The sequence below is a fragment of the Roseomonas mucosa ATCC BAA-692 genome, from assembly GCF_000622225.1.
Classification (GTDB): domain Bacteria; phylum Pseudomonadota; class Alphaproteobacteria; order Acetobacterales; family Acetobacteraceae; genus Roseomonas; species Roseomonas mucosa.
On sequence record NZ_KK211412.1, the window covers coordinates 1 to 22047 of the forward strand.

The following is a 22047-nucleotide window of genomic DNA, read 5'->3' on the forward strand; positions in this document are numbered from 1 at the left end:
CAGCCCGGCGACCAGGCGAGGATGGGTGGCCGGCCGTCCCTCAGCGGCGGGGAAGAAGCCGGCCCATTCCCGCTCGAACCAGGACCAGTCGATCAGCGCCGCCAGCCGCACCAGTTCGTGCCGCCCGTCGATCATGTCGACCAGCCGCGGCCGCAGCAGATCAGCCTGTTCCGGCGGGCGCGGGCGGTGCTTCATGCCCACCAGAATCGCAGCGTTTGTCGTCGAAAACAATCGCACTCTGCAAATTCAGAGCGCCCGATCCAGCAAACATTTCAGATAAATCAGTGAACTATGAGATGTTCAAGACCGACTAAATACAGCGGGATAAATAACTGGGAGGTGCAGGAACCTCAGGTTCCTGCCGGGGTGCAGGGGCAGAGCCCCTGCGCTGCGACGCCCGGCCGCAAAGCTCCGACACAGAAGCCCCCTCCCCCACCCCAGCGTTGAAACTCCCCAGGAAGGCGACGTTCGCGATTCAACGAGGAGAGCGGCATGAGCACGGAACGGATGGATGTGGGGTTCCTGGGCCTCGGGCAGATGGGGTCGGGGATGGCCGGGCGGCTGCTGGAGGCCGGACACCGCGTGACAGTGTGGAACCGCAGCGCCGGAAAGGCGGAGGCGCTGGCCGCGCGCGGGGCGCGTGTGGCGGGCAGCCCGGCGGAGGCGGCCCGGGCGGGCATCGTGTTCAGCATGCTGGCGAATGACGCGGCGGTGGAGGCGGTGACCTCCGGCGCAGGCGGGGTGCTGTCGGCGGGGCCGGGGGTGCTGCATGTGTCGTGCAGCACGGTGAGCGTGGCGCTGACGGAGCGGCTGGCGGCGGCGCATGCCGGGGCGGGGCAGGGCTTCGTGTCGGCGCAGGTGCTGGGACGGCCGGATGTGGCGGCGGCGGGGAAGCTGTCGGTGATCGCGGCGGGGCCGGCGGAGGCGCTGGACCGGCTGGCGCCGCTGTTCGGGGCGATCGGGGCGAAGGTGCTGCGAATGGGGGAGAAGCCGGCGATGGCGGCGGCCACCAAGCTGGCGGCGAATTTCGGGATCGCGGCGGTGATCGAGTTGGTGAGCGAGCAGATGCGGATCGCCGGGTCGCAGGGCGTGCCGGCGGCGCGGTTCGCGGAATTCCTGACGGAGACGGATTTCGGCAGCCGGATGATGGGGGTCTATGCGCCGATGATCGCGGCGGGGCGGTTCGAGCCGGCGGGGTTCCCGATGAAGCTCGGGCGGAAGGATGTGGGGCTGGCGCTGGAGGCGGCGGGCGAGGCGGAGGTGCCGGTGGCGCGGCTGCTGGCGGAGCGGATGGACGCGATCATCCGGGCGGATGGGGGCGAGCGGGACTGGGCGGCGCTGGGGCAGCCGCCGAAGGGGGGCTGAGGGCGGCCCCTCCCCTCCTCTGCCCAGCCCGCGGCCCGTGTCAGCCGGCGACGAGTTCCCGGATGCGGGCGGTGAGGGTTTCCAGGGCAAAGGGCTTGGTCATGACGTGCATGCCGGGGGGCAGAGGCGTTTCGCCGATAACGGCCTGTTCGGCATAGCCGGTGATGAAGAGGGTCCGCAGGCCAGGGCGGGCGTGGCGGGCGGCCTCGGCCATCTGGCGGCCGTTCATGCCGCCGGGGAGGCCGATATCGGTGACGAGGAGGTCGATGCGGGCGGGGGAGCGGAGGAGTTCGAGGCCGGCGGCGCTGTCGGCGGCCTCCAGGGCGGCGTAGCCGAGTTCCTCCAGCACTTCGGTGACGAGCATGCGGATGGTGGGCTCGTCGTCCACGACCAGGACGGTCTCGCCATGCGGGCTGCGCAGGTCCGGGGCGGGGTCCGGGGCGGGTTCGGTGTCGGCGGGTTCGCCCTGGTGGCGCGGCAGGTAGAGACAGACGGTGGTGCCCTGGCCGGGGGCGGTGCGGATGCGGGTCTGGCCGCCGGACTGGCGGGCGAAGCCGTAGATCATGGAGAGGCCGAGGCCGGTACCGTGGCCGAGGGGCTTGGTGGTGAAGAAGGGGTCGAAGGCTCTGGCGGCGGTATCGGGGGCCATGCCGGTGCCGGTGTCGGTGACGCGGAGGGAGACATAGGGGCCGGGCGCCAGGTCGCGCTCGCGGGCGGCCTGGGGGCCGAGACGGGTGTTGGCCGTGCAGATGGTGAGGCGGCCGCCCTGGGGCATGGCGTCACGGGCGTTGATGCAGAGGTTGAGGAGGGTGTTCTCGAGCTGGGGCGGGTCCACCAGGACGGACCAGAGGCCGGGGGTGGTGGTGGTGTCAAGGGCGATGCCGGGGCCGATGGTGCGGCGGAGGAGGTCGGCCATGCCGGTGACGAGGCGGTTCACGTCGGTGGGGCGCGGGTCGAGGGTCTGGCGGCGGGAGAAGGCGAGGAGGCGGTGGGTCAGGGCGGCGGCGCGCCGGGCGGCATCGCTGGCGGCGGCGGTGTAGCGGAGCAGGTCGTCGTGGCGGCCCCGGGCGATGCGGGCGGCCATCAGGTCGAGGGCGCCGATGATGCCGGCGAGGAGGTTGTTGAAGTCGTGCGCGAGGCCGCCGGTGAGCTGTCCGACGGCTTCCATCTTCTGGGACTGGCGGAGGGCGGCCTCGGCCTGCTCCCGTTCGGCGATGGCGGCGGCGACACGCTGTTCGAGGAGGGTGTGGAGGGCCTGGCGCTCACGCTCGGCCTCCTTGCGGGCGGTGATGTCGATGGAGGTGCCGATGAGGCCGATGACCTCGCCGCTCCCGTTGCGGAGGGGGGCCTTGGTGGAGAGCCAGGTGGCGGGGGTGCCGTCGGGGCGGCGGACCTCTTCCTCGACCTGTTCCAGGATGCCGGATTCCATGATGCGGCGGTCGTTGGCCATGACGGCCTCGGCCTGGGCGGTGTCGTCGAGGAACTCGCGGTCGGTGCGGCCGAGATAGAAGTCGGGCGGCTTGCCGATGAGCTCGGTGGTGCCCTTGTTGGCGAGGAGCATGCGCCCTTCGCGGTCCTTGGCATAGACGACGCCGGGGACGGCCTCGATGAAGCTGCGGAGGAGGATGTTGGCGCGGTCGCGCTCGGCCTCGATGGCGCGCCGCTGCTCCAGGTCGAGGAGGACGCCGGGGAAGCGGAGGGGGGTGCCATCGGGGGCCTTGTCGACGCGGCCGTTGGCCTCGATCCAGTAGTAGCGGCCATCGGCGCGGCGGACACGGTACTGGTGGGCATAGGGGCCGCCGCGGGCGATGACCTCGCCGATCGTGGCGGCGAGGCCGGGCTTGTCGTCCGGATGGACGGTGGCGATGACCTGTTCGAGGCTGAGGCCCTGGCGGCCGAGGGCCGGATCGATGCCGAAGGCCTGGGCGAACTGCTCGTCGATGGTGAAGCGGTCGGTGGGCAGGTCCCAGAACCAGGTGCCGGTGATGGCGCCGGCGGCGAGGGCGAGCTGGATGCGCTCGGCATCGTCGTAGCCGCCGGGAGGGGCGTCCTGCGCGCCGGCGGTGTCGTTCTCGGAAGCGGCCATCGGGGAAATCCTGCCTCAGCCTTTCCGGGCGACGATTCGGACGGCCGCCAATGCGGGCTCTCTGTAAAGGAGCGGCGCGGCGGGGCAAGCGGGGCTGTCGCGAGGCCCGGCGGCGGAGGGGGCCTGGCCGGCGGCGGGCCGCACAGGCCCTGACCCTACCGTTCCCGGCCGCCCCGCCGGGGAGATGGCGCGGGCGGGCGGGTCAGCGGAGGGGCTGGTCGTCCGGGCCGGCCATGCCGGGCTGGCGGACGGCCTCGACGCCGCCACTGATGGGCTGCCCACCGGCGCGGAGGCAGTCGTTGGTGGCGCTGAGCTGGGCGGCGGCGACCTCGGCCTGCCAGCGCTGGTACCAGGTGATGTTGTCGATGGGGGGCTGCTGGCGCATCAGCGCGACGACCTCCGGCCGGCGGGCGGCCTCGCGGCGGCAGGCGGCCTCCTGCGGGTTCTCGGCGCGGGGGACGGGCTGGACGATGGCCCCACCCGGATTGCAGGCGGCCAGGAGCGGCAGGGCGGCCAGGAGGGCAAGCGGCAGGGCCGCACGGGCGGGGCGCGCATGGGCGGGGTGCACACGGGCGGGGGACATGGTGCGGGGGCGCGGGGCGAAGGCGGGCATTCAGGTGTTCTCCAGCCAGTCCTCGATCAGACGGCGCGCGATGGAATCGGCGCGCGGCAGGCGCAGGCCGAGGGTGTCGATGCTGCGGAGCTCGTCCCGGGTGAACCAGCGGGCGTCGCGGATCTCGTCCGGGTCGATGGTGATGGCATCGGACAGGGCCTCCCCATGGAAGCCGATCATGACGGAGGCCGGAAAGGGCCAGGGCTGGGAGGAATGGTAGTGGACCTCGCCGACGCGGATGCCCGCTTCCTCCAGCACCTCGCGGCGCACGGCTTCCTCCAGGCTCTCGCCCGGTTCCACGAAGCCGGCCAGGGTCGAATACATGGTCGTGTCGGGGAAGCGGGGGGAGTTGGCGAGGAGGCAGCGGTCGCCCCGGAGGATCAGCATGATCACGGCGGGGTCGGTGCGGGGGAAATGCATGGTGCCGCAATTCGCGCAGCGGAGCGTGTTGCCGGCGGCACGCGGCTCGCAGACGCCGCCGCAGACGCCGCAGAAGCGGTGGCGGCTGCGCCAATGGAGCATGCCGCGGGCATGGGCGAGGAGGCTGGCCTCGCCGGGCGGCATGAGGGCGGCGACGGGGCGCAGGTCGGCGAAGCGGCCCATCTCCGGCGACAGCAGGGGGAGCGGGTCCTCGGCGGCGGAACAGTCCACGGCGAAGACGGGGCGGCCCTTCAGCGGCCCCTCCTCGAAGAGGCCGAGCAGCACCCAGGGGGCGGGCCCGTGGGGGGCAAGCCCAGGGGGGGCCGGCGCCGGGCCGGCGGTCATGCGGAGGGCCTCGGCGGTGGCGGGGGTGAGGAGGACGGCCTCGGGCTCGCCGGCGGCATTGTCGCGGAGCAGGGACTGGCTGCGCCAGACGGGGACGAAGAGGGCATCCTCGCGCGCCAGCTGGGCGGCGACGAAATCCGCCTCGTCACGGCGGCCGGAGACCCGGTCGAGGGGGCTGCCGGTATAGGCGTTGGGGCGACTGGCGGGGATGGAGAGCATGGGGCCGGCAAACTGCCACGGGCGCCGGGGGTGGTCCACCGAGGCGGGCCGAGTCCGGGCGGAAGGCCCCGGATGGCGGCGCCGGGATCAGAGACGCTTCTCGAAGAAGGTGTCGGGGTAGGGATCGTCGTTGAAGCGGGGGATCTCGGTCCAGCCGGAGGCGCGGTAGAGCTGCATGGCCTCCGGCAGCGCGCGGTTGGTGTCGAGGCGGAGGACCGGGATCGAGAGCTCCCGGGCGGTGGCCTCGGCGGCGTCCATGAGGCGTCGCGCGACGCCCAGGCCGCGCGCGGCGGGCGAGACCCAGAGGCGCTTGATCTCCGCCCATTGCTTTCCCGTGCCCTTGAGCCCGACGCAGCCGAGGGGAAGGCCGTCCGACAGGGCCAGGAGGAAGCTGCCGCGGGGCCGCATCATGTCGGCGGCCTCGGGGTCGCGGGAAAGCGTGACGTCGAAGCCCTTCTCGAAGCGGCGGGCGAGCTCGGCGTAGTACTCGCCCAGGCAATGGCGCGCGGCTTCGCCCCGGGGATCGGCCTCCTCGATGGCGAGGTGGTCGCGACCCAGGGCGAGGGCCACGGTGTCCATGGCCTGGAGCAGCGCCTCGGCCCGCGGCGCGCGGGACAGCAGGGCCGCGGCCCTGGCATCCGATATCTCCTCATAGGCCGCGAATTCCCGCTCGCCCGTTCCGGTCAGCCGGGCGACGCGGCGGCGGGCGTCGGCGGGATGGGTCTCGGTGACGACCAGGCCCTCCTCCTCCAGGCTCCGGAGCAGGCGGCTCATCAGCCCGGAATCGAGGCCCAGATAGTCGCGGATCGCGGCCACGTCCGTGCGGCCATGGCCGATGGCGTTGAGCACGCGCGCGGCGCCGAGCGGGCGGCCCCGGCCGAGGAAGGAGGTGTCCAGGGCCCCGACCTCCCGGGTCACGGCACGGCTGAAGCGGCGGAAGCGGCTGATCGGGTCGAGCGTCATGTTGTCTGACTTTAGTCAGGCACATCGGGCGGTCAATCCCACCGCACCGGGGCGGGATCGCACCTCCGAGGACAGCGAAGCGCCGGGCGTGAGGCGCCACGGGCGGGGCTGATGTTGCGGTGTCACAGAGGGCGGGCGGCGGGGGACAGTCTGAAACTTCCCGGGCCGGACGGGGGTTCTGGATGGGCTGCCGGCAACCCGGCTGCTTCCTTGTCCCCGAGAGCAGGTCTGCCCCAAGCATGTCCGACGTTCCGCCCGCTTCTGGCCACGCGAAATTCGCGGCGGCCGCGATTCAACGCGCAATGCGGCTCCGGGAGGGCCGTCCCTTCCCACTCGGGGCAACATGGGATGGGCTGGGGGTGAATTTCGCGCTGTTTTCCGCCCATGCGACCAAGGTCGAGCTCTGCCTCTTCGACGCCAAGGGCGAGCGGGAGCTGGAGCGGATCGTGATGCCGGAATACACCGACGAGGTGTTCCACTGCTACCTGCCGGATGCGCGGCCGGGAACGGTGTACGGGTATCGCGTGCACGGGCCTTACGAGCCCGAGAACGGGCACCGCTTCAACCCCAACAAGCTGCTGCTCGACCCCTATGCGAAGGGGCTGGTGGGTGCGCTGAAGTGGGACCCGTCGCATTTCGGCTATCAGATGGAGAGCGGCGACGACCTGAGCTTCGACGAGCGCGACAGCGCGCCCTTCATGCCCAAGAGCCGGGTGGTGGACCCGGCCTTCACCTGGGGGCATGACCGCCGGCCCAACATCCCCTGGGCGGACACGATCTTCTACGAGACGCATGTGAAGGGCTTCACGAAGCTGCACCCGGCGCTTCCGGAGGAGCTGCGCGGCACCTATGCGGGAATGGGGCAGCCGGAGATCGTCGACTACATCAAGTCGCTCGGCGTGACCTCGGTGGAGCTGCTGCCGGTGCATTCCTTCGTGCAGGACCAGCACCTGACCGACAAGGGGCTGACGAACTACTGGGGCTACAACACCATCGGCTTCTTCGCGCCGGAGCTGCGCTATTCCGCGAGCGGGTCGCTTTCCGAGTTCAAGGAGATGGTGGCGCGGCTGCACGATGCCGGGCTCGAGGTCATTCTCGACGTGGTGTACAACCACACGGCCGAGGGCAACGAGAAGGGTCCGACGCTGTCGTTCAAGGGGATCGACAACGCGTCGTACTACCGGCTGATCGACAACGACCGGCGCTACTACGTCAACGAGACGGGCACCGGGAACACGGTGAACCTGTCGCACCCGCGCGTTCTGCAGATGGTGACGGACAGCCTGCGCTACTGGGTGCAGGAGATGCATGTGGACGGGTTCCGCTTCGACCTCGCCACGATCCTGGGGCGCGAGCCCTATGGCTTCGACGAGGGCGGCGGCTTCCTGGATTCCTGCCGGCAGGACCCGATCCTGTCCTCGGTCAAGCTGATCGCCGAGCCCTGGGACATCGGGCCGGGCGGATACCAGGTGGGCGGCTTCCCGCCGGGCTGGGCGGAGTGGAACGACAAGTTCCGCGACACGGTGCGCGAGTACTGGAAGGGCGACGAGGGCAAGCTGCCGGACATGGCCACGCGGCTGACGGCCTCGGGCGATGCCTTCAACAAGCGCGGGCGGCGGCCGTGGTCCTCGGTGAACTTCGTCACCGCGCATGACGGCTTCTGCCTGCACGACCTCGTTTCCTACAACGAGAAGCACAACGAGGCGAATGGCGAGGACGGGCGCGACGGGCATTCCGACAACAAGAGCTGGAACTGCGGCGCCGAGGGGCCGACCGACGACGCGGAGATCAACAGGCTGCGCGAGCGGCAGAAGCGGAACTTCCTGGCGACGCTGCTGCTGAGCCAGGGGACGCCGATGATCCTGGCGGGCGACGAGCTGGGCCGGACGCAGGAGGGGAACAACAACACCTACTGCCAGGACAACGAGCTGAACTGGGTGAACTGGGAGGGGATCGGCGAGGACGGCGAGGCCCTGATCAACTTCACCCGCAAGCTGCTCACCCTGCGCAAGTCGCTGCCGATCCTGCGTCGCGGCCGGTTCCTCACCGGGCGGGTGAACGAGGAGCTCGACGTCAAGGACGTCGCCTGGATCTCCCCGACCGGCAAGCCCATGGAGGACCACGAGTGGGAGGATGCCAGCGCCAGGTGCCTGGGGATGCTGCTGGATGGGCGGGCGCGGGCCACGGGGCTGCACCGGCCGGCGATGGACATCACGGCGCTGCTGGTGGCCAACGCGCATCATGACGTGGTGGGCTTCACCCTGCCCCAGGTGGTGGGCGGGACGACCTGGCACTGCCTGATGGACACGAACCTGCCGGAGGGCGTGGAGATCGAGAGCTTCGATTCCGGGCAGGAGTACCTGGTGACCGGGCGCTCGGCGCTGCTCTTCGCGCTGGAGCCGGAGGATGGGGACTCCATCGCGCTGCGGCAGACGCTGCGGGCCCTGCGCGGGCTGACGGAGCGGCCGGTGATGGGGCTGCCGAAGAGCGACGAGAACAGCGAGGAGACGAGCGAGGAGGAGGCGAAGGAGGGCGGGGCCGGCTGACGGGGCTGGCGGGCGGCTTCCGGGGCATGTTCTTCTGCCATGGGACGGAAGGATGCCCGGAGGCCGTGGCGCGTCGGGGAACCGGGTGGCGGAAGAGGCTGCACAACACCATGTGAAGGGGATGCCGGGTGTGCCATGCTCGGCCCAACCCCGTCCCTGCCACCGCCAGAGCGATGCGAAACCTTTCCGACCTCCTTCCTGATACGGCCGATCCCCACGCCGTTTCCTCGGCCGAACGGCTGCGGCGGGAACGGGAGTGCGAGGCCGCCTGGGCACGGCACCGGGGCGAGTGCCATCTGACCAGCAGCGCCGTGAACGACTGGGAAGCCTATCACCGGCAGCTGCTGTCGGAGGAGGCGCGGCTCTACGGCTTCGTGGAATGGAACTCGCCCAGGTTGCGCGAGCGGCTTTCGGCGGAGCAGAACCACCGCTGCTGCCATTGTGGCAAGCGGATGGAGGCGGATGCGCCGGACCCGGACGACCGTCCGAGCTTCGAGCACATCCTGCCGCGCAAGCAGGGCGGCGGGAACCGGCCCTGCAACCTGGCCGTCGCCTGCCGGCGCTGCAACGTGGACCGGGCCCACAAGCTAGGCTGGTGCCGGGGAAAGGCCAAGGGGTAGGCGCGGCGCCCTGGGATGCCCGCGTCGCACCAGGGTGGAAGCGGTGGCGGCGCCAGGATGGCACGGAGATGCTATAGGCGCCCTCCCCTGTCCTTCGCGCCACCGACCGGAGCGGACCCGCATGACCGATGCCCTGACCATCCTGCCGCCCGGCCGGCCCCTGCGGGGCCGGGTCTCGCCGCCGGGGTCGAAATCCATCACCAACCGGGCGTTGCTGCTGGCCGGGCTGGCGGTGGGGGAAAGCCGGCTGACGGGCGCGCTGAAGAGCGACGACACGCGGCACATGGCGAATGCGCTGCGTGCCATGGGGGTGGCGGTGGAGGAGCCGGAGGATACGGGCTTCGTGGTGCGGGGCAGCGGGCGGCTGCGGGCCCCGGCGGCGGCGCTCTTCCTGGGCAATGCCGGGACGGCGGTGCGCTTCCTGACGGCGGCGGCGGCGCTGGCCGGGGGCGAGGTGGTGCTGGACGGCGACGCGCATATGCGAAAGCGCCCGATCGCGCCGCTGGTGGAGGCGCTGCGGCGCCTGGGGGTGGTGGCGGAGGCGCCGACGGGATGCCCGCCGGTCACGGTGCGGGGGCGCGGCGGGTTCGAGGGGCGCGAGGTGAGCGTCGATGCCGGCCTGTCGAGCCAGTATGTCTCGGCGCTGCTGATGCTGGCCGCCTGCGGGGCGCATCCGGTGCGGGTGGCGCTGCGCGGCGATGCGATCGGGGCGCGGGGCTATATCGACCTGACGGTGGCGGCGATGCGGCGCTTCGGCGGAGTGGTGGAGGCGGAGGGGGGCTCCGCCTGGGTGGTGCAGCCGGGCGGATACCGGGCGGCGGAACTGCATGTGGAGCCGGATGCCTCGGCGGCGACCTATCTCTGGGCGGCGGAGGCGCTGACCGGGGGGGCGATCGACCTGGGCGTGGCAGCGGGGGACTTCACCCAGCCGGATGCGGCGGCCTATCCGCTGATACGGGATTTCCGGCACCTGCCGCCGGTGATCGACGGGTCGCAGATGCAGGATGCGGTGCCGACCCTGGCGGCGGTTGCCGCCTTTGGCGCCGCGCCGGTGCGTTTCACGGGAATCGGCAATCTGCGGGTGAAGGAATGCGATCGGGTGCATGCCATGGCGACGGAGTTGTCGCGCCTCTCGCCCGGGCTGGCGGTGGAGGACGGGGACGATCTGGTGGTGACCCCGGCGCCGCGGGAAGGGTTCCGGGCGGCGCGGATCGAGACCTATGGCGACCACCGGATCGCCATGAGCATGGCGCTGGCCGGGCTGATGGTGCCGGGGGTGACGATCCTGGACCCGGGCTGCGTGGCGAAGACCTATCCGGATTACTGGCGGGACCTGGGGCGGCTGGGGGTGGAGATGCGGGCGGAGGGGTGAGGCCCCGGGGCGCGTCCCGGGGCGCGCAAGGAGCACGGGCGGCCTGTCCGGCAGGTCACCGTTTCGCGAGGAGAATGGTGTTTCGAGGGACGGGTGACGTGTCCTCCATCATCTCCCGGACGCCTTCCTTCTCTCCGGCATGGACGCCCAGATGCGCTTTCGGGCCAAGGCTGGGTCTGCGGTCCTTTTCCAGCGGATGGCTGGCCGGGACAGGTTCCGGAAGGCAGCCACGCGGACCGGTCCGGCATGACGGAACTGTCACCGCCGCCTCCACCATTCGGTGGACGCGGCCCGATGATCGTTTCGGATACGGTCTTTTCCACGGACAGTGTTCCGGGGAGAAGCGTCATGCCAACGAAAGTCGGTAATCTGGTGGTCTTCGGCGCCATCGAGGCGAAATGGCTGAGCCTGGGCGGGTTGGGCGGCGCGCTGGGTGCACCGGTAAACAACGAGACGCCCACCTTCGACGGGGTCGGGCGGTATCAGGATTTCCAGGCGGGGCGCACCATCTCCTGGCATCCGGATACCGGGGCGCACCTGGTCTATGGCTCGATCGGCGCGCGCTGGCGGGAGATCGGGCGTGAGCGCTTCGGCTATCCCATCAACGACGAGTCCGGCTGCCCGGACGGGGTGGGGCGGTTCAACCACTTCCGGGCGGAGCAGCTGCAAGGCAAGCCGGAGGCGTCGATCTACTGGTCGCCGGCGTCGGGCGCGCACGAGGTTTATGGCGCGATCCGGGACAAATGGGCGCGGCTGGGCTGGGAGCGGGGCAGCAGCCGCTATCCGCTGGAGGCGGAGCATGACGAGCCAGGCGTCGGGCGGCTGCAGCGCTTCCAGGGCGGGTATTTCACCTGGACCCCGGCGGGAGGCGCGCAGCAGCACAACGGCGCCTATGCGCCGCCGCCACGGATCACGCTGCGCGCCATCAGCGATGGCGGCCGCTTCATCGAGGTCCAGGGCGACAACTTCACCGGCCGGCAGAGCGCCAAGGTGGCCTATGACCTCTTTGCCGGGGGCGGCCCCACCACGCACCAGACGGGCGAGCATACCGTGGCCGTGAACGAGGTCGGCCATATCGCGGACCGGATCAGGGTGAACCTCTCCGGCCTCAGCGGCGCGCAGGTGCAGGCGACCGACCTGTCCTCCGGGCGGGCGGCCTCGGCCTCGCTTTGAACCTGGCGCGGCGGCTTTTCCTGGGTGCGTGGCGCTTCGTGGCTGGCCGCCGGGCGGGAGAGGCCCTGCCTCTCCCGCCGGACCCCCTCTCCGCCGGGGACCGAAGCCGGTCCCCAGACCCCGGGCTTTCGTGGGTTCTGGTGGATACCGTTGTCCTGCAGCCTGATCCCCGGGTGTAGGTGGAAACGCGGGGCTCCCTAAGAGAAGAAAAACAACGTGTCCACGCTGGTGACATCGGCAACCTGCCGGAGAGCCGTGCTCTCCGGCGCGATCTGGTATCAGCGAGCGCCAACGACCGGGAGGTCCAGGACCCTCAGGGTCCTGGCGGATAGGGGGTCCGGGGGAAAGGCAGCGCCTTCCCCCGGGAGGGCACAACGCCAGGACGTAAAGCACGACGGCCCGGGGGGAAAGCGGTGTCTGGACGGGGCGGCTGGCGCCCAGGGCCGGGTGCCGCTGCACGACGGTCATGGAACCGTCATGGATTCGTCGCATGCGCCGCCGCACGGCCTGTTTATAGCCGCCCATCCCAGGGAACCATCGAGGGGCGGCGGAATGGCGGGCGAGGACGAGGAGCGGCAGCAATCCTGGCTGCGGCTGGAGATGCAGGACGACCTGGACGAAGAGCTCGAGATGGAGCTCGACGACGAGCGGCTTCCCGAGGCGCTGCGGCAGATCCGGCGTGACCGGAAGAAGGGCACGATCGACCGGCAGCTCTATTTCCGGGAGCTGCTGCGGCTGCAGAGCGAGCTGGTCAAGCTGCAGGACTGGGTCACGCAGAACGGGCTGAAGGTCGTCGTGCTGTTCGAGGGGCGCGACAGCGCGGGCAAGGGCGGCGCCATCAAGCGCATCACCCAGCGCGTCAACCCGCGCACCTGCCGCGTCGTCGCCCTGCCGGCGCCGTCGGACCGCGAGCGGACGCAGTGGTACTTCCAGCGCTATGTCGCGCATCTGCCCGCGGCGGGCGAGATCGTGCTGTTCGACCGGAGCTGGTACAACCGGGCCGGTGTCGAGCGCGTGATGGGCTTCGCCAGCGAGGCGCAGGTGGAGGACTTCTTCCGCGACGTGCCGGAATTCGAGCGCATGCTCGTCCGTTCCGGCATCATCGTGGTGAAGTACTGGTTCTCCATCACCGACGAGGAGCAGCAGCTCCGCTTCCTCATGCGCATCCATGACCCGATCAAGCAGTGGAAGCTCTCGCCCATGGACCTGCAGTCGCGGGTGCGGTGGGAGCAGTACACCAAGGCCAAGGAGGAGATGTTCGAGCGCACGAACATCCCCGAGGCGCCCTGGTACATCGTCGAGGGCAACGACAAGAAGCGCGCGCGGCTGAACGTCATCGCACACCTGCTCTCCCTCATCCCCTATGAGGAAGTGCCGCACGAGCCGGTGGTCCTGCCCGAGCGCGTCTTCGACCCGAACTACGAGCGCCGGACCCTGCCGCCGGAACTCTACGTGCCGGAACGCTACTGAGGGCGCAGGCGCCGCACCGGCCCGGAAAACAGCCTCCAGGACATCCGGCGACGGGCAAGGTTGCGGTTGGCGGTGTCCCGCTGGCTGGCCTATGCTCGTTCCCGGATTGTTCGTGCCGCCGCCCCTTCTGCCGGCGCGGCGGGGATGGGCGGGTGGAGGAGCGTGGTGCCGGAGGCGGCGGGGCCGGAAGCGGTCCGGAGGGAGAGCCCCGGGGACAGGCCTGAGGGCGGCCGTGGCGGCGGGCAGGCGGGCCGGGCGGCGCCGCGCAAGATCATCCATATCGACATGGACGCCTTCTTCGCCTCGGTGGAGCAGCGGGACGATCCGTCGCTGCGCGGGCTGCCGGTGGCGGTGGGCGGCGCGCGGGAGCGGGGCGTGGTCGCGGCGGCGAGCTACGAGGCGCGGCGCTTCGGCGTGCGCTCGGCCATGCCCTCCGTGGTGGCGCGGCGGAAATGCCCGGAGCTGGTCTTCGTGAAGCCGCGGTTCGAGGTGTACCGGGCGGTTTCGCAGGAGATCCGCGCGGTCTTCGCGGAATACACGCCGGTGATCGAGCCGCTGTCGCTGGACGAGGCCTATCTGGACGTGACGGAGAATTTGCGGGGCATCGGCTCGGCGACGGAGATCGCGGAGCGCATCCGGGCGGAGATCCGGGCACGGACCGGGCTCACCGCCTCGGCAGGGGTGTCCTACAACAAGTTCCTGGCCAAGCTCGCCTCCGACCAGCGCAAGCCGGATGGGCTCTTCGTCATCACGCCGCGCATGGGGCCGGGCTTCGTCGAGGACCTGCCGGTGGGGCGCTTCCATGGCGTCGGGCCGAAGACGGCAGCACGGATGGAGGGGATGGGCATCCATACCGGGCGTGACCTGCGGGCGCAGGGCCTGGAATTCCTGCAGGCGCATTTCGGCAAGGCCGGGGCCTATTACCACGCGATCAGCCGGGCCGAGGACGAGCGGCCGGTGCGGGCGGACCGCATCCGGAAATCGGTGGGGTCGGAGACGACCTTTGCCCACGACCTGCGCGGGGAGGCGGAGCTGGCGGCGTCGCTGCGGCCGCTGGCGGCGAAGGTGTGGGAGCATTGCGTGCGCCATGGCACGCGCGGGCGGACGGTGACGCTGAAGGTGAAGTTCAGCGATTTCCGCCAGGTGACGCGCAGCCAGAGCTTCGCGCGGGCGGTACCGGAGCTCGCGGCGCTGGAGGAAAGCGCGCTGGCGCTGCTGCGCGGACTGCTGCCGCCGGAGCGGGGAATCCGGCTGCTGGGGGTGACGCTCTCGGGGCTGGAGGGGACGGAGGCCGGGGACGGGCCGGTGCAGATGGCGCTGCTGTAGTTTCCGGCCCCTTCGATGCGCCCGTGCCGATACGGCAGGCTTGATGCGGCGGGGTCGCCGGGGGCGAATGCCGGGCGTGGTGCCATGCTCCCGGGCCGGATGGCGCGGCCGCGTGTTTTTCGCCGCGGCCGGGAGCCGGAGGCGCTGGTACGGCTGCCGCAGTCGCGGGCGGAACTGCCGGGCCATGCTTCCGCTCCGGATGCCCCTTCCCCGGCACCCGTGGTGGAAGGGCCGTCCCTCTGGTCGGTGCTGGCCGAAGCGGGCGCGGTGGACCCGGCGCAGCCGTGCGAGCAGGTGCGGCGCGTGGTCCTGGCCACGGGGCGCGACGGCTGTGTGGCCGTGCTGGCGCCATTGTCGCGCGGGAATGCAGGGAAAGGCGGATTTCGCGATGGTCGCTCGCTGTTCCGGTTGAATTCCCGCCCGGCGCCGCCATGATCGGACGCAACGCCAGAACAGGGTATCGGAACCGGCGCCGGAACAAGTCCGGGCCGGTTCCGCCACCCCCGTCACCGGGATGCCCGACGGAGCTGCGCCGGATGCGCGGCCCGGTGGGCGGAAAGCCGAGGAGAAGGGCCCATGAAGGCCGAGAATGTGCTGCAAACCATCGGCAACACGCCGCATATCCGCCTCGCGCGGTTGTTTCCGCAGGCCGAGGTCTGGGTGAAGTCGGAGCGCGGCAATCCGGGCGGGTCGATCAAGGACCGCATCGCGCTGTCCATGGTCGAGGCCGCCGAGGCCGAGGGCCAGCTGAAGCCGGGCGGGGTGATCGTCGAGCCGACCTCGGGGAACACCGGCATCGGGCTGGCCATGGTGGCGGCGGTGAAGGGCTACAAGCTGGTCCTGGTGATGCCGGAATCCATGTCGGTGGAGCGTCGGCGGCTGATGCAGGCCTATGGTGCGAGCTTCGACCTGACGCCACGCGAGAAGGGCATGAAGGGCGCGATCGCGCGGGCGGAGGAGCTGGTGGCGCAGACGCCGGGCGCCTGGATGCCGCAGCAGTTCGAGAACCCGGCGAATATCGAGGTGCATGTGCGCACCACGGCGCGGGAGATCCTGGCGGATTTCCCGGAAGGGCTGGACGCGCTGGTCACTGGCGTGGGCACGGGCGGGCACATCACCGGCTGCGCCGAGGTGCTGAAGAAGGAATGGCCGGGGCTGAAGGTCTTCGCGGTGGAGCCCGCGGCCTCGCCGGTCATCTCGGGCGGCGCGCCGGCCCCGCACCCGATCCAGGGCATCGGCGCGGGCTTCGTCCCGAAGAACCTGCACACCGACCTGCTGGACGGGGTGATCCAGGTCTCGGCGGAGGAGGCGAAGGACTACGCCCGGCGCTCGGCCAGCGTGGAAGGGCTGCTGGTGGGAATCTCCTCCGGCGCCACGCTGGCGGCGATCGCGGCGAAGCTGAAGGAACTGCCGGCGGGGTCGCGCGTGCTGGGCTTCAACTACGACACCGGCGAACGCTACCTGTCCGTGCCGGAATTCCTGCCGGCCTGAAGGCCTGGCGTCCCCACCTGCTTCCCGGGGATCGGATGTCAGGCCGACGGCAGCCACCGGAACCCACGAAAGCCCGGGGTCCGGGGGGAACCGCTCCGGTCCCTGGCGGAGAGGGGGTCCGGCGGGAAAGGCGGCGCCTTTCCCCCGGCGGGTCGCCGCCGGACACCACGCAGGAACAACCGGGGAAGGCGATGGTTCGCGGGCCGCGTGGTGGCGGGGCCGGGCAGGATCGGCCATGAGGGGAGTGGAACGCCACCGGGAAGGCCGAGATGCTGCTGCACGTCCTCTACCTCGTCGCCATCGTCGCGGAGGCCATGACCGCTGCCCTGGCGGCGGGGCGGCGCCGCATGGACTGGGTGGGGGTCTGCCTGCTGGGCTCGGTGACGGCGCTGGGCGGCGGCTCGTGCCGCGACGTGCTGCTCGGGCGGTACCCGCTGTCCTGGGTGGAAAATCCGGCGCTGCTCGGCGTCACCGCGGTGGCGGCGATGGCGACCATTCCGCTGGCGCGCTTCATGTACTCGCTGCGGCGGCTCTTCCTGCTGCTGGACGCGGTCGGGCTGGTGGTCTTCACGGTGATCGGCTGCAACATCGCGATGGCGATGGGCCTGTCCGTGCCGGTGGCGATCATGTCCGGCATGATCACCGGCTGCGTCGGCGGCGTGCTGCGCGACGTGCTCTGCAACGACGTGCCGCTGCTGTTCCGCAGCGAGCTCTATGCCAGCGTCTCCGTGCTGACCGGCGGGGCCTATATCGGCGGGCAGGCGATGGCGCTGCCGCACGACGCGGTGCTCTTCGCCGCCATGGGCTTCGGCCTCACGCTGCGGCTGCTGGCGCTGCGCTTCAACTGGAACATGCCGCGCTTCATCTACACGCAGGATCTGCACTGACGCCGGCCCGCGGAAGTCCTGGCTTCCGCGGGCCGGCGGCCGTGTGGGGCGGGCGTCAGAAGCGGACGATGGCGGAGGCCTGGATGCGGTCGGCCTTGCCGCCTCGCGCGCCATAGATGTCCTGCTGCTGCAGCGTGCGCTCGACATGGGTGTACTCGATGCCGAGGTCGATCGGCTTCACCGGGCTCCAGATCAGGTTCACCGCCGTGGCCCAGATGTCCCGGTTCACGCCGTCGCAGACCGCGCTGGAGGTGGCGGAGGTGCCTTCGCAGCCCGAGAAGTAGCGGACGTAGCTCGGGTAGTTCAGGCGCACGCCGTGCAGGCTGACATTGGAGCGGAGGGAGTCGGTCCACTTGTACTGGGCGCCGACCATCGCGGCCATGATCTCGACCATGTCGATCTCGTTGCCGCCGCCCTGGGAGGCGGAAAGGCCATAGTTCGTCACGGCGCTGTAGCCGGCGGAGGTGCCGTCGAGGTAGCGGCCGAGGCCCTTGCCGTAGTTGAGGCTGGTGGCGAGGATCAGGCGCTTGTCGAACAGGTTGACCGCGCCGGTGGCACCGATGCCGAAGCCCACATCGCTGTCGCTGTAGCGTTGCGCGCGGTTGGTGGCGCCCTCGTTGCTGATGCGGACCTCGCGCACCACGCCGCGCAGGGCGGCGAAGCCCCAGTCGCCCTGGTAGAGGGCCTGCAGCGTGAAGTCGGGCACGTGGCTCATGCCGAAGCCGGCGCCGCCGTTGCTGTCGGGATAGCTGGTGCCCGTGGCGGAGGTGACGTCGCTGTAGCTGTTCTCGATGGCGGCCGAGATGTTGAAGCCGCTGGCGAAGCGGTGGGTGTAGCGGAGCTGGGCCTGGCGGACGCTGCCGATGCCGAGCGCCGTCCAGTCGTTCAGCCATTGCAGCGGCAGCAGCGGGCCTTCGGAGAAGAGCGAGTTGGACTGGCCGACCAGCACGGTGCCCCAGCCGCCGGGCTGGAACTGGCCGAATTCGGCGAAGGCCTGGCGCAGGCGCGGCGTGTAGGCGTTGCTGGTGGCCTGGGTGGTCAGGTCGGTGTTCTGGCCCGCGAAGTCCGCCTCGACCTGGGTGCGGACCTCGCCAAAGGCCTCGCTGAAGGGCGTGCGCGTCTCGATGCCGATGCGCGAGCGGCGGGCACTGGCCTGGAAGTCGCCTTCGGAGCGGGCGCCATTGGCGCCGTGGGACAGCGGGATGGAGGAACCGGTCGTGGTGTCGGAGCGGTTCCGCGGCCCGAAGTCGCCGGACATGTTCAGCTTGGCGAAGCCGTAGAGGCGGACCGAGGTGTCGGTGCCCGGGACCCGGAAGGAGCCGGGGAAGGAGCCGCGCCACTGCGCCAGCGGGTCGTTGTTCTGCTCCGCCTGGACGGGCAGGGCGGAGGCCACCTGGGGCGGGGCCTGGTTCGTGGTCTGCGCCAGCCCCTGGGACTGCTGGGACTGGATCGAACCGGTGGCGACCGGGGGCCGGCCCAGGCCCTGGGCCTGCTGCGAGGGGGGCGCACCGGAGGGGGCGGGGCCGGAGGCGGCCGCGACCGGGGGCTGGGCCTGGCTGCGGCGGGCGGCCTGGCGCTGCTCGGCATCACGGCGGGCGGAGCGGCGCTGCTCCTGCTCGAGTTGCTCGATGCGGCGTTGCAGGAGGTTGAGCTGCGCCTTCAGGTCCTCGATCGACTGGGCTCGGGCCGGAACGGCGGCGAGGAGGGAGACGGCGCAGCCGGCCAGCAGGAGGAAGCGCAGGCCGGTCCGGGACGGTGATCCCGTCCGCGCGCCCGTCATGGCCGGTGGCGTAACTTGGCCCGTCCGGCATGCGGCGAGCGAAGTGAAAGCAAGACCCCGGACATGATTAGTATCCTCACTACCGGATCGACGGTTTGGCGTGGAATCTACGTTCGCGTGCATCGTTATCCCCCTAGCCCGAATGGCATACGCCGCCCCGGAAGGAGCCGGAACTCATGCCTTTTCTCACAAGATCGTGAATGCAACTTTTCCCCCTCGCCGATTGTGTTTCCCCCGAAACCAACATGGCGCGCGGATGGCCGATGATCCGGTGTCGCGTGGCCATCGCAACCGGGAACCCGGATGCGGCACCTTCGCATCGGCACGTCGCCGGCGCATCCTGGCAGGATTCCGGAGGCTCGCGTGTTAACATCACGAGATATCGAGCCGCCGCGCCGGGGACAGGGAGGCCACCGCCATGAACGAACCGAAGATCCGCATCCTGGATGTGCCGCCGGCCACCACCACGGGCGAGAGCCCGGTCTGGGATGCGCGGACGGGGCATCTCTGGTGGGTGGACATCCAGCGCCCGGCCATCCACCGCACCGACCCGCGCCGGCAGAAGATCGAGAGCTGGACCATGCCCTCCGACGTGGGCTCCATGGGGCTGTGCCGTTCGGGGCGGGTGCTCGTCTCGCTGCGCAACGGGGTGCATGTCCTCGACCCCGAGAGCGGCGGGCTGGAGCTGCTGGCCGATGTCGAGCCCAACCATCCCCGCAACCGGCTGAATGACGGCAAGACCAGCCCGGAGGGGCGTTTCCTCGTGGGCTCGATGGACGACACGCCGGACAAGGTGGCGGGGGCGGCGCTGCATTCGGTCGCGGCCGACCGCAGCCACCAGAGGCTGCGCGAGGGCCTGATCGTGTCCAACGGACTGGCCTGGAGCCCGGACGGGCGGACCCTGTGGCATTCCGACAGCCGGCAGGCGCGGATCTGGATCAGCGACTACGATCCGGAAACGGGGCGGGTCGGCCCGGCGCGGGAGGTCGCGCATGTGGCCAACGAGACCGGGCGGCCGGATGGCGCGGCGGTGGATGCCGAGGGCGGCTACTGGTCCGCGGGCGTCTCGGCCGGGGTGCTGAACCGCTGGCTGCCGGACGGGACGCTGGACCGGAGCATCGAGCTGCCGGTGAAATCGCCGACCATGCCCTGCTTCGGCGGCCCCGGCCTGCGGACGCTCTACGTCACCAGCCTGCGCAAGGACGGGGACGGGCCGGTCGAGGGCAGCCTGCTGGAGATCGAGGGGCTCGGCGTGGCGGGGACGCCGGTGGGCCTCTTCGCCGACTGAGCCTTCCCTGGCGCCAAGGCCCCCCCCGGCGGCTGGCCGTCGGGGACGGCGCGACGCGGCCAGTGGTCGCACCGAGCCCTGCGTCCGCCGCATGTGACGCATCGGTGTCACGGCGGGGCCCTTTTTCCGCCGCGCTTCTTCCGCCACATGCGGGGGATGTCGCGACGTCGCCTGCTGCTCTCCGCCCCTCTCCTCCTTGCCGCGCCGCTGGTGCCGGGCCTGATCCGGCCCGCCCTGGCCCAGGGCGCGGCGCTGTCCGCGCGGGACCAGGCGGATCTCCGCCGGGTCGAGGCCTATTTCAACGCCATGACCACGCTGAAGGCGCGGTTCCTGCAGGTCGCGTGGAATGGGGCGAGTGCGGAGGGCACGGCCTGGATCTGGCGGCCGGGGCGGATGCGCTTCGACTACGACCCGCCCGAGCCGCTGCTGCTGGTGGCGAGCCATGGGCAGTTCATGCAGTTCGACCGGGAGCTGGGGCAGCCGACGGTGGTGCCGACCTCGGCCACGCCGCTCGCCTTCCTGCTGCGCGCCGACCTGAGGCTGTCGGGGGATGTGACGGTGACGCGGGTGGAGCGGTCCGGCGGCTTCCTGCGGGTCACGCTCTATTCCAGCCGTTCCCCGGCCGAGGGGACGCTGACGCTGGTGCTGGCGGAGCAGCCGATGGAGCTGCGGCAATGGGTGGTGGTGGACGCGCAGCGGCACGAGACCCGGGTGACGCTATCGCAGATCGAGACCGGCGGCCGGTTCGATTCGTCGCTGTTCGAGTTCAACGACCCGCAGTTCCTGGAAAAGGAGCAGATGCGGCGCCGATGATGGCAGGCATGACGTTTGCTTGGTTCTCTCCGGCCCATCCGGTGGCAGGATCGCGGGATGCCGCCCTGCGCCGCCGGGGCTGGCGGCCCGGCCGTCGCCGCTGGGTTCATCATCGCCTGGGCGGCCAGGCAGATCATGTCGAGGAGACCCCATGCGCCCGCTGATCGGCATCTCCTGCTGCGTGAAGGCCTTCGGCGTCTTCGCCATGCCCAACCATGCCGCCTCCGCGCATTATCCGGAGGTGGTGCTGGGGCCGGTGGGCGGAGCGCCCGTGCTGATCCCGGCCTCGGGCGAGGCGGCGGGGCTGGAGATCCTGCAGCACCTGGACGGAATCCTGCTGACCGGATCGCGCTCCAACGTCTGCCCGGACCTCTATGGCGGGCCGGCGCATTGCGAGGGGACGCCGGAGGACGTCCACCGCGACTCCACGACCCTGCCGCTGATCCGCGGGGCGCTGGCGCGGGGCGTGCCGCTGCTGGCGATCTGCCGCGGCTTTCAGGAGCTGAACGTCGCCATGGGTGGCACGCTGGACCAGCGTATCCAGGACCTGCCGGGGCGCATGGACCACTCCACGCCGGCGGACCAGGCGCTGCCCGGGGTGCGAACGGGCAAGGCGCATGCGGTGCGGGTGGCGCCCGGTTCGGAGCTGGCGCGGATCTGGGAGGGGCTGGCGGCGCCGCTCGCCGCTGTTCCGGTGAATTCCCTTCACAACCAGGGCGTTGCGAAGCTGGCGCCGGAGCTGGTGGCGGAGGGCTGGGCGCCGGACGGCACGGTGGAGGCGGCACGAGTGCGCGAGGCGGCGGGCTTTGCCTATGGCGTGCAGTGGCATCCGGAATATGACTGGCGGGAGGATGCGCTGAGCCGGCGGCTCTTCGAGTCCTTCGGGGCGGCAGCCGTGGCCTATCGGCGGCAGCGCGAGTCGCGGGGGCGGCTGCTGGCGGCGGAGTGACGGCCTCGCGCCCCCGTGGCAAGAATATTGGGGAAGGCCATGGGACCGCCCAGCGGGATTGGCCGGCCGGGCAAGGCGCGCGGCGGAACGCGAGCCCTGCGGGGGACGCGTGAGTCAGAAACTCCTTTTGCATTCATGGCCTGAAAGGCGCTAGAGTGTGGCTGCTGGCGCCTACTCGCGCCAGCGGCAGCTGGTTCCCCCTACCGGCTCGCCCGACCAAGACTCCGATCGGTAGTCGTCTAGAGTAACGGCGCCCGGCCTCCCCCCCTTGGCCGGGCGCCACTCTCCCCCCGGGGGAGAAGAACGACGTCCTGCGCCTGC

General features: G+C 71.1%; 18 protein-coding genes and 1 pseudogene. 13 read left to right on the top strand and 6 right to left on the bottom strand.

Annotation, left to right across the window (positions count from 1 at the left end; genetic code table 11):
• Positions 1–195, bottom strand: a pseudogene (locus BT98_RS25430) (IS5/IS1182 family transposase); the annotation flags it as partial.
• Positions 196–492: 297 nt separating this feature from the next.
• On the opposite strand from BT98_RS25430, the gene BT98_RS0120275 reads away from it, so the two are divergent.
• A complete protein-coding gene (locus tag BT98_RS0120275) occupies positions 493–1365 on the top strand; it encodes an NAD(P)-dependent oxidoreductase (RefSeq protein ID WP_019463145.1) in 873 nt (290 codons plus the stop codon).
• Positions 1366–1405: 40 nt separating this feature from the next.
• Here BT98_RS0120275 and BT98_RS0120280 read toward each other — a convergent pair whose 3' ends face one another.
• The 4 genes from BT98_RS0120280 to BT98_RS0120295 form a co-directional block, all read right to left on the bottom strand.
• The gene (locus BT98_RS0120280) at positions 1406–3451 is read right to left on the bottom strand and encodes a hybrid sensor histidine kinase/response regulator (RefSeq protein ID WP_019463144.1); all 2046 of its coding nucleotides are present in this window, start codon (positions 3449–3451) and stop codon (positions 1406–1408) included.
• Positions 3452–3653: 202 nt separating this feature from the next.
• Complete coding sequence (locus BT98_RS25435; protein WP_019463143.1) at positions 3654–4064, bottom strand: hypothetical protein; 411 nt, start codon at positions 4062–4064, stop codon at positions 3654–3656.
• A complete protein-coding gene (nudC, locus tag BT98_RS0120290; protein ID WP_019463142.1) occupies positions 4065–5048 on the bottom strand; it encodes an NAD(+) diphosphatase in 984 nt (327 codons plus the stop codon). It abuts the gene before it with no gap.
• Positions 5049–5135: 87 nt separating this feature from the next.
• Positions 5136–6011, bottom strand: a complete 876-nt coding sequence (locus BT98_RS0120295; RefSeq protein WP_019463141.1) for a bifunctional helix-turn-helix transcriptional regulator/GNAT family N-acetyltransferase — start codon at positions 6009–6011, stop codon at positions 5136–5138.
• A gap of 302 nt (positions 6012–6313) precedes the next feature.
• Between BT98_RS0120295 and glgX the strand changes: the two genes are divergently transcribed.
• From glgX to BT98_RS0120335, 9 genes are all read left to right on the top strand, one after another.
• Positions 6314–8557 (top strand): glycogen debranching protein GlgX, encoded by a 2244-nt coding sequence (gene glgX / locus BT98_RS25440; protein ID WP_051005039.1) that lies wholly within the window; start codon positions 6314–6316, stop codon positions 8555–8557.
• A 173-nt stretch (positions 8558–8730) separates the two neighbouring features.
• Positions 8731–9177: an HNH endonuclease gene (locus BT98_RS26330; RefSeq protein ID WP_051544371.1), complete on the top strand. Its 447-nt coding sequence runs from the start codon at positions 8731–8733 to the stop codon at positions 9175–9177.
• A 121-nt stretch (positions 9178–9298) separates the two neighbouring features.
• On the top strand, positions 9299–10549 hold the full coding sequence (locus BT98_RS0120310) for a 3-phosphoshikimate 1-carboxyvinyltransferase (RefSeq protein ID WP_019463076.1): 1251 nt from the start codon (positions 9299–9301) through the stop codon (positions 10547–10549).
• 348 nt (positions 10550–10897) lie between these two features.
• A complete protein-coding gene (locus tag BT98_RS26335) occupies positions 10898–11722 on the top strand; it encodes an LGFP repeat-containing protein (RefSeq protein WP_079253464.1) in 825 nt (274 codons plus the stop codon).
• Between the two features lie 552 nt (positions 11723–12274).
• The gene (gene ppk2, locus BT98_RS0120320; RefSeq protein ID WP_019462784.1) at positions 12275–13192 is read left to right on the top strand and encodes a polyphosphate kinase 2; all 918 of its coding nucleotides are present in this window, start codon (positions 12275–12277) and stop codon (positions 13190–13192) included.
• A gap of 144 nt (positions 13193–13336) precedes the next feature.
• On the top strand, positions 13337–14518 hold the full coding sequence (gene dinB, locus BT98_RS0120325; protein ID WP_079253465.1) for a DNA polymerase IV: 1182 nt from the start codon (positions 13337–13339) through the stop codon (positions 14516–14518).
• Between the two features lie 84 nt (positions 14519–14602).
• Positions 14603–14953: a hypothetical protein gene (locus tag BT98_RS27500; protein ID WP_139341745.1), complete on the top strand. Its 351-nt coding sequence runs from the start codon at positions 14603–14605 to the stop codon at positions 14951–14953.
• 141 nt (positions 14954–15094) lie between these two features.
• Positions 15095–16009, top strand: coding sequence for a cysteine synthase A (gene cysK, locus BT98_RS0120330; RefSeq protein WP_019462786.1), 915 nt, complete (start codon positions 15095–15097; stop codon positions 16007–16009).
• Positions 16010–16278: 269 nt separating this feature from the next.
• A complete protein-coding gene (locus tag BT98_RS0120335; RefSeq protein ID WP_019462787.1) occupies positions 16279–16896 on the top strand; it encodes a trimeric intracellular cation channel family protein in 618 nt (205 codons plus the stop codon).
• A 55-nt stretch (positions 16897–16951) separates the two neighbouring features.
• Here the strand turns inward: BT98_RS0120335 and BT98_RS0120340 are convergent, their stop codons facing one another.
• Positions 16952–18676, bottom strand: a complete 1725-nt coding sequence (locus tag BT98_RS0120340) for a DcaP family trimeric outer membrane transporter (RefSeq protein WP_027297492.1) — start codon at positions 18674–18676, stop codon at positions 16952–16954.
• A 418-nt stretch (positions 18677–19094) separates the two neighbouring features.
• Here BT98_RS0120340 and BT98_RS25455 point away from each other — a divergent pair, with 418 nt between their 5' ends.
• The 3 genes from BT98_RS25455 (at position 19095) to BT98_RS0120355 (ending at position 21726) form a co-directional block, all read left to right on the top strand.
• Complete coding sequence (locus BT98_RS25455; RefSeq protein ID WP_019462789.1) at positions 19095–19964, top strand: SMP-30/gluconolactonase/LRE family protein; 870 nt, start codon at positions 19095–19097, stop codon at positions 19962–19964.
• A gap of 156 nt (positions 19965–20120) precedes the next feature.
• Complete coding sequence (locus BT98_RS0120350; RefSeq protein WP_019462790.1) at positions 20121–20777, top strand: LolA family protein; 657 nt, start codon at positions 20121–20123, stop codon at positions 20775–20777.
• A 151-nt stretch (positions 20778–20928) separates the two neighbouring features.
• The gene (locus BT98_RS0120355) at positions 20929–21726 is read left to right on the top strand and encodes a gamma-glutamyl-gamma-aminobutyrate hydrolase family protein (RefSeq protein ID WP_027297493.1); all 798 of its coding nucleotides are present in this window, start codon (positions 20929–20931) and stop codon (positions 21724–21726) included.
• The last annotated feature ends 321 nt before the right edge of the window (positions 21727–22047 follow it).

Bases quoted from the DNA above. Each gene is read 5' to 3' on its own strand.
- BT98_RS0120335 (WP_019462787.1), top strand. From the start codon at position 16,279: ATGCTGCTGCACGTCCTCTACCTCGTCGCCATCGTCGCGGAGGCCATG.
- BT98_RS0120355 (WP_027297493.1), top strand. From the start codon at position 20,929: ATGCGCCCGCTGATCGGCATCTCCTGCTGCGTGAAGGCCTTCGGCGTC.
- BT98_RS0120280 (WP_019463144.1), bottom strand. From the start codon at position 3,451: ATGGCCGCTTCCGAGAACGACACCGCCGGCGCGCAGGACGCCCCTCCC.
- cysK (WP_019462786.1), top strand. From the start codon at position 15,095: ATGAAGGCCGAGAATGTGCTGCAAACCATCGGCAACACGCCGCATATC.
- BT98_RS0120295 (WP_019463141.1), bottom strand. From the start codon at position 6,011: ATGACGCTCGACCCGATCAGCCGCTTCCGCCGCTTCAGCCGTGCCGTG.
- BT98_RS25455 (WP_019462789.1), top strand. From the start codon at position 19,095: ATGAACGAACCGAAGATCCGCATCCTGGATGTGCCGCCGGCCACCACC.
- BT98_RS0120275 (WP_019463145.1), top strand. From the start codon at position 493: ATGAGCACGGAACGGATGGATGTGGGGTTCCTGGGCCTCGGGCAGATG.
- glgX (WP_051005039.1), top strand. From the start codon at position 6,314: ATGCGGCTCCGGGAGGGCCGTCCCTTCCCACTCGGGGCAACATGGGAT.
- ppk2 (WP_019462784.1), top strand. From the start codon at position 12,275: ATGGCGGGCGAGGACGAGGAGCGGCAGCAATCCTGGCTGCGGCTGGAG.
- BT98_RS0120350 (WP_019462790.1), top strand. From the start codon at position 20,121: ATGTCGCGACGTCGCCTGCTGCTCTCCGCCCCTCTCCTCCTTGCCGCG.
- BT98_RS26330 (WP_051544371.1), top strand. From the start codon at position 8,731: ATGCGAAACCTTTCCGACCTCCTTCCTGATACGGCCGATCCCCACGCC.
- BT98_RS0120340 (WP_027297492.1), bottom strand. From the start codon at position 18,676: ATGACGGGCGCGCGGACGGGATCACCGTCCCGGACCGGCCTGCGCTTC.
- BT98_RS0120310 (WP_019463076.1), top strand. From the start codon at position 9,299: ATGACCGATGCCCTGACCATCCTGCCGCCCGGCCGGCCCCTGCGGGGC.
- BT98_RS27500 (WP_139341745.1), top strand. From the start codon at position 14,603: ATGCTCCCGGGCCGGATGGCGCGGCCGCGTGTTTTTCGCCGCGGCCGG.
- dinB (WP_079253465.1), top strand. From the start codon at position 13,337: ATGGGCGGGTGGAGGAGCGTGGTGCCGGAGGCGGCGGGGCCGGAAGCG.
- BT98_RS25435 (WP_019463143.1), bottom strand. From the start codon at position 4,064: ATGCCCGCCTTCGCCCCGCGCCCCCGCACCATGTCCCCCGCCCGTGTG.
- BT98_RS26335 (WP_079253464.1), top strand. From the start codon at position 10,898: ATGCCAACGAAAGTCGGTAATCTGGTGGTCTTCGGCGCCATCGAGGCG.
- nudC (WP_019463142.1), bottom strand. From the start codon at position 5,048: ATGCTCTCCATCCCCGCCAGTCGCCCCAACGCCTATACCGGCAGCCCC.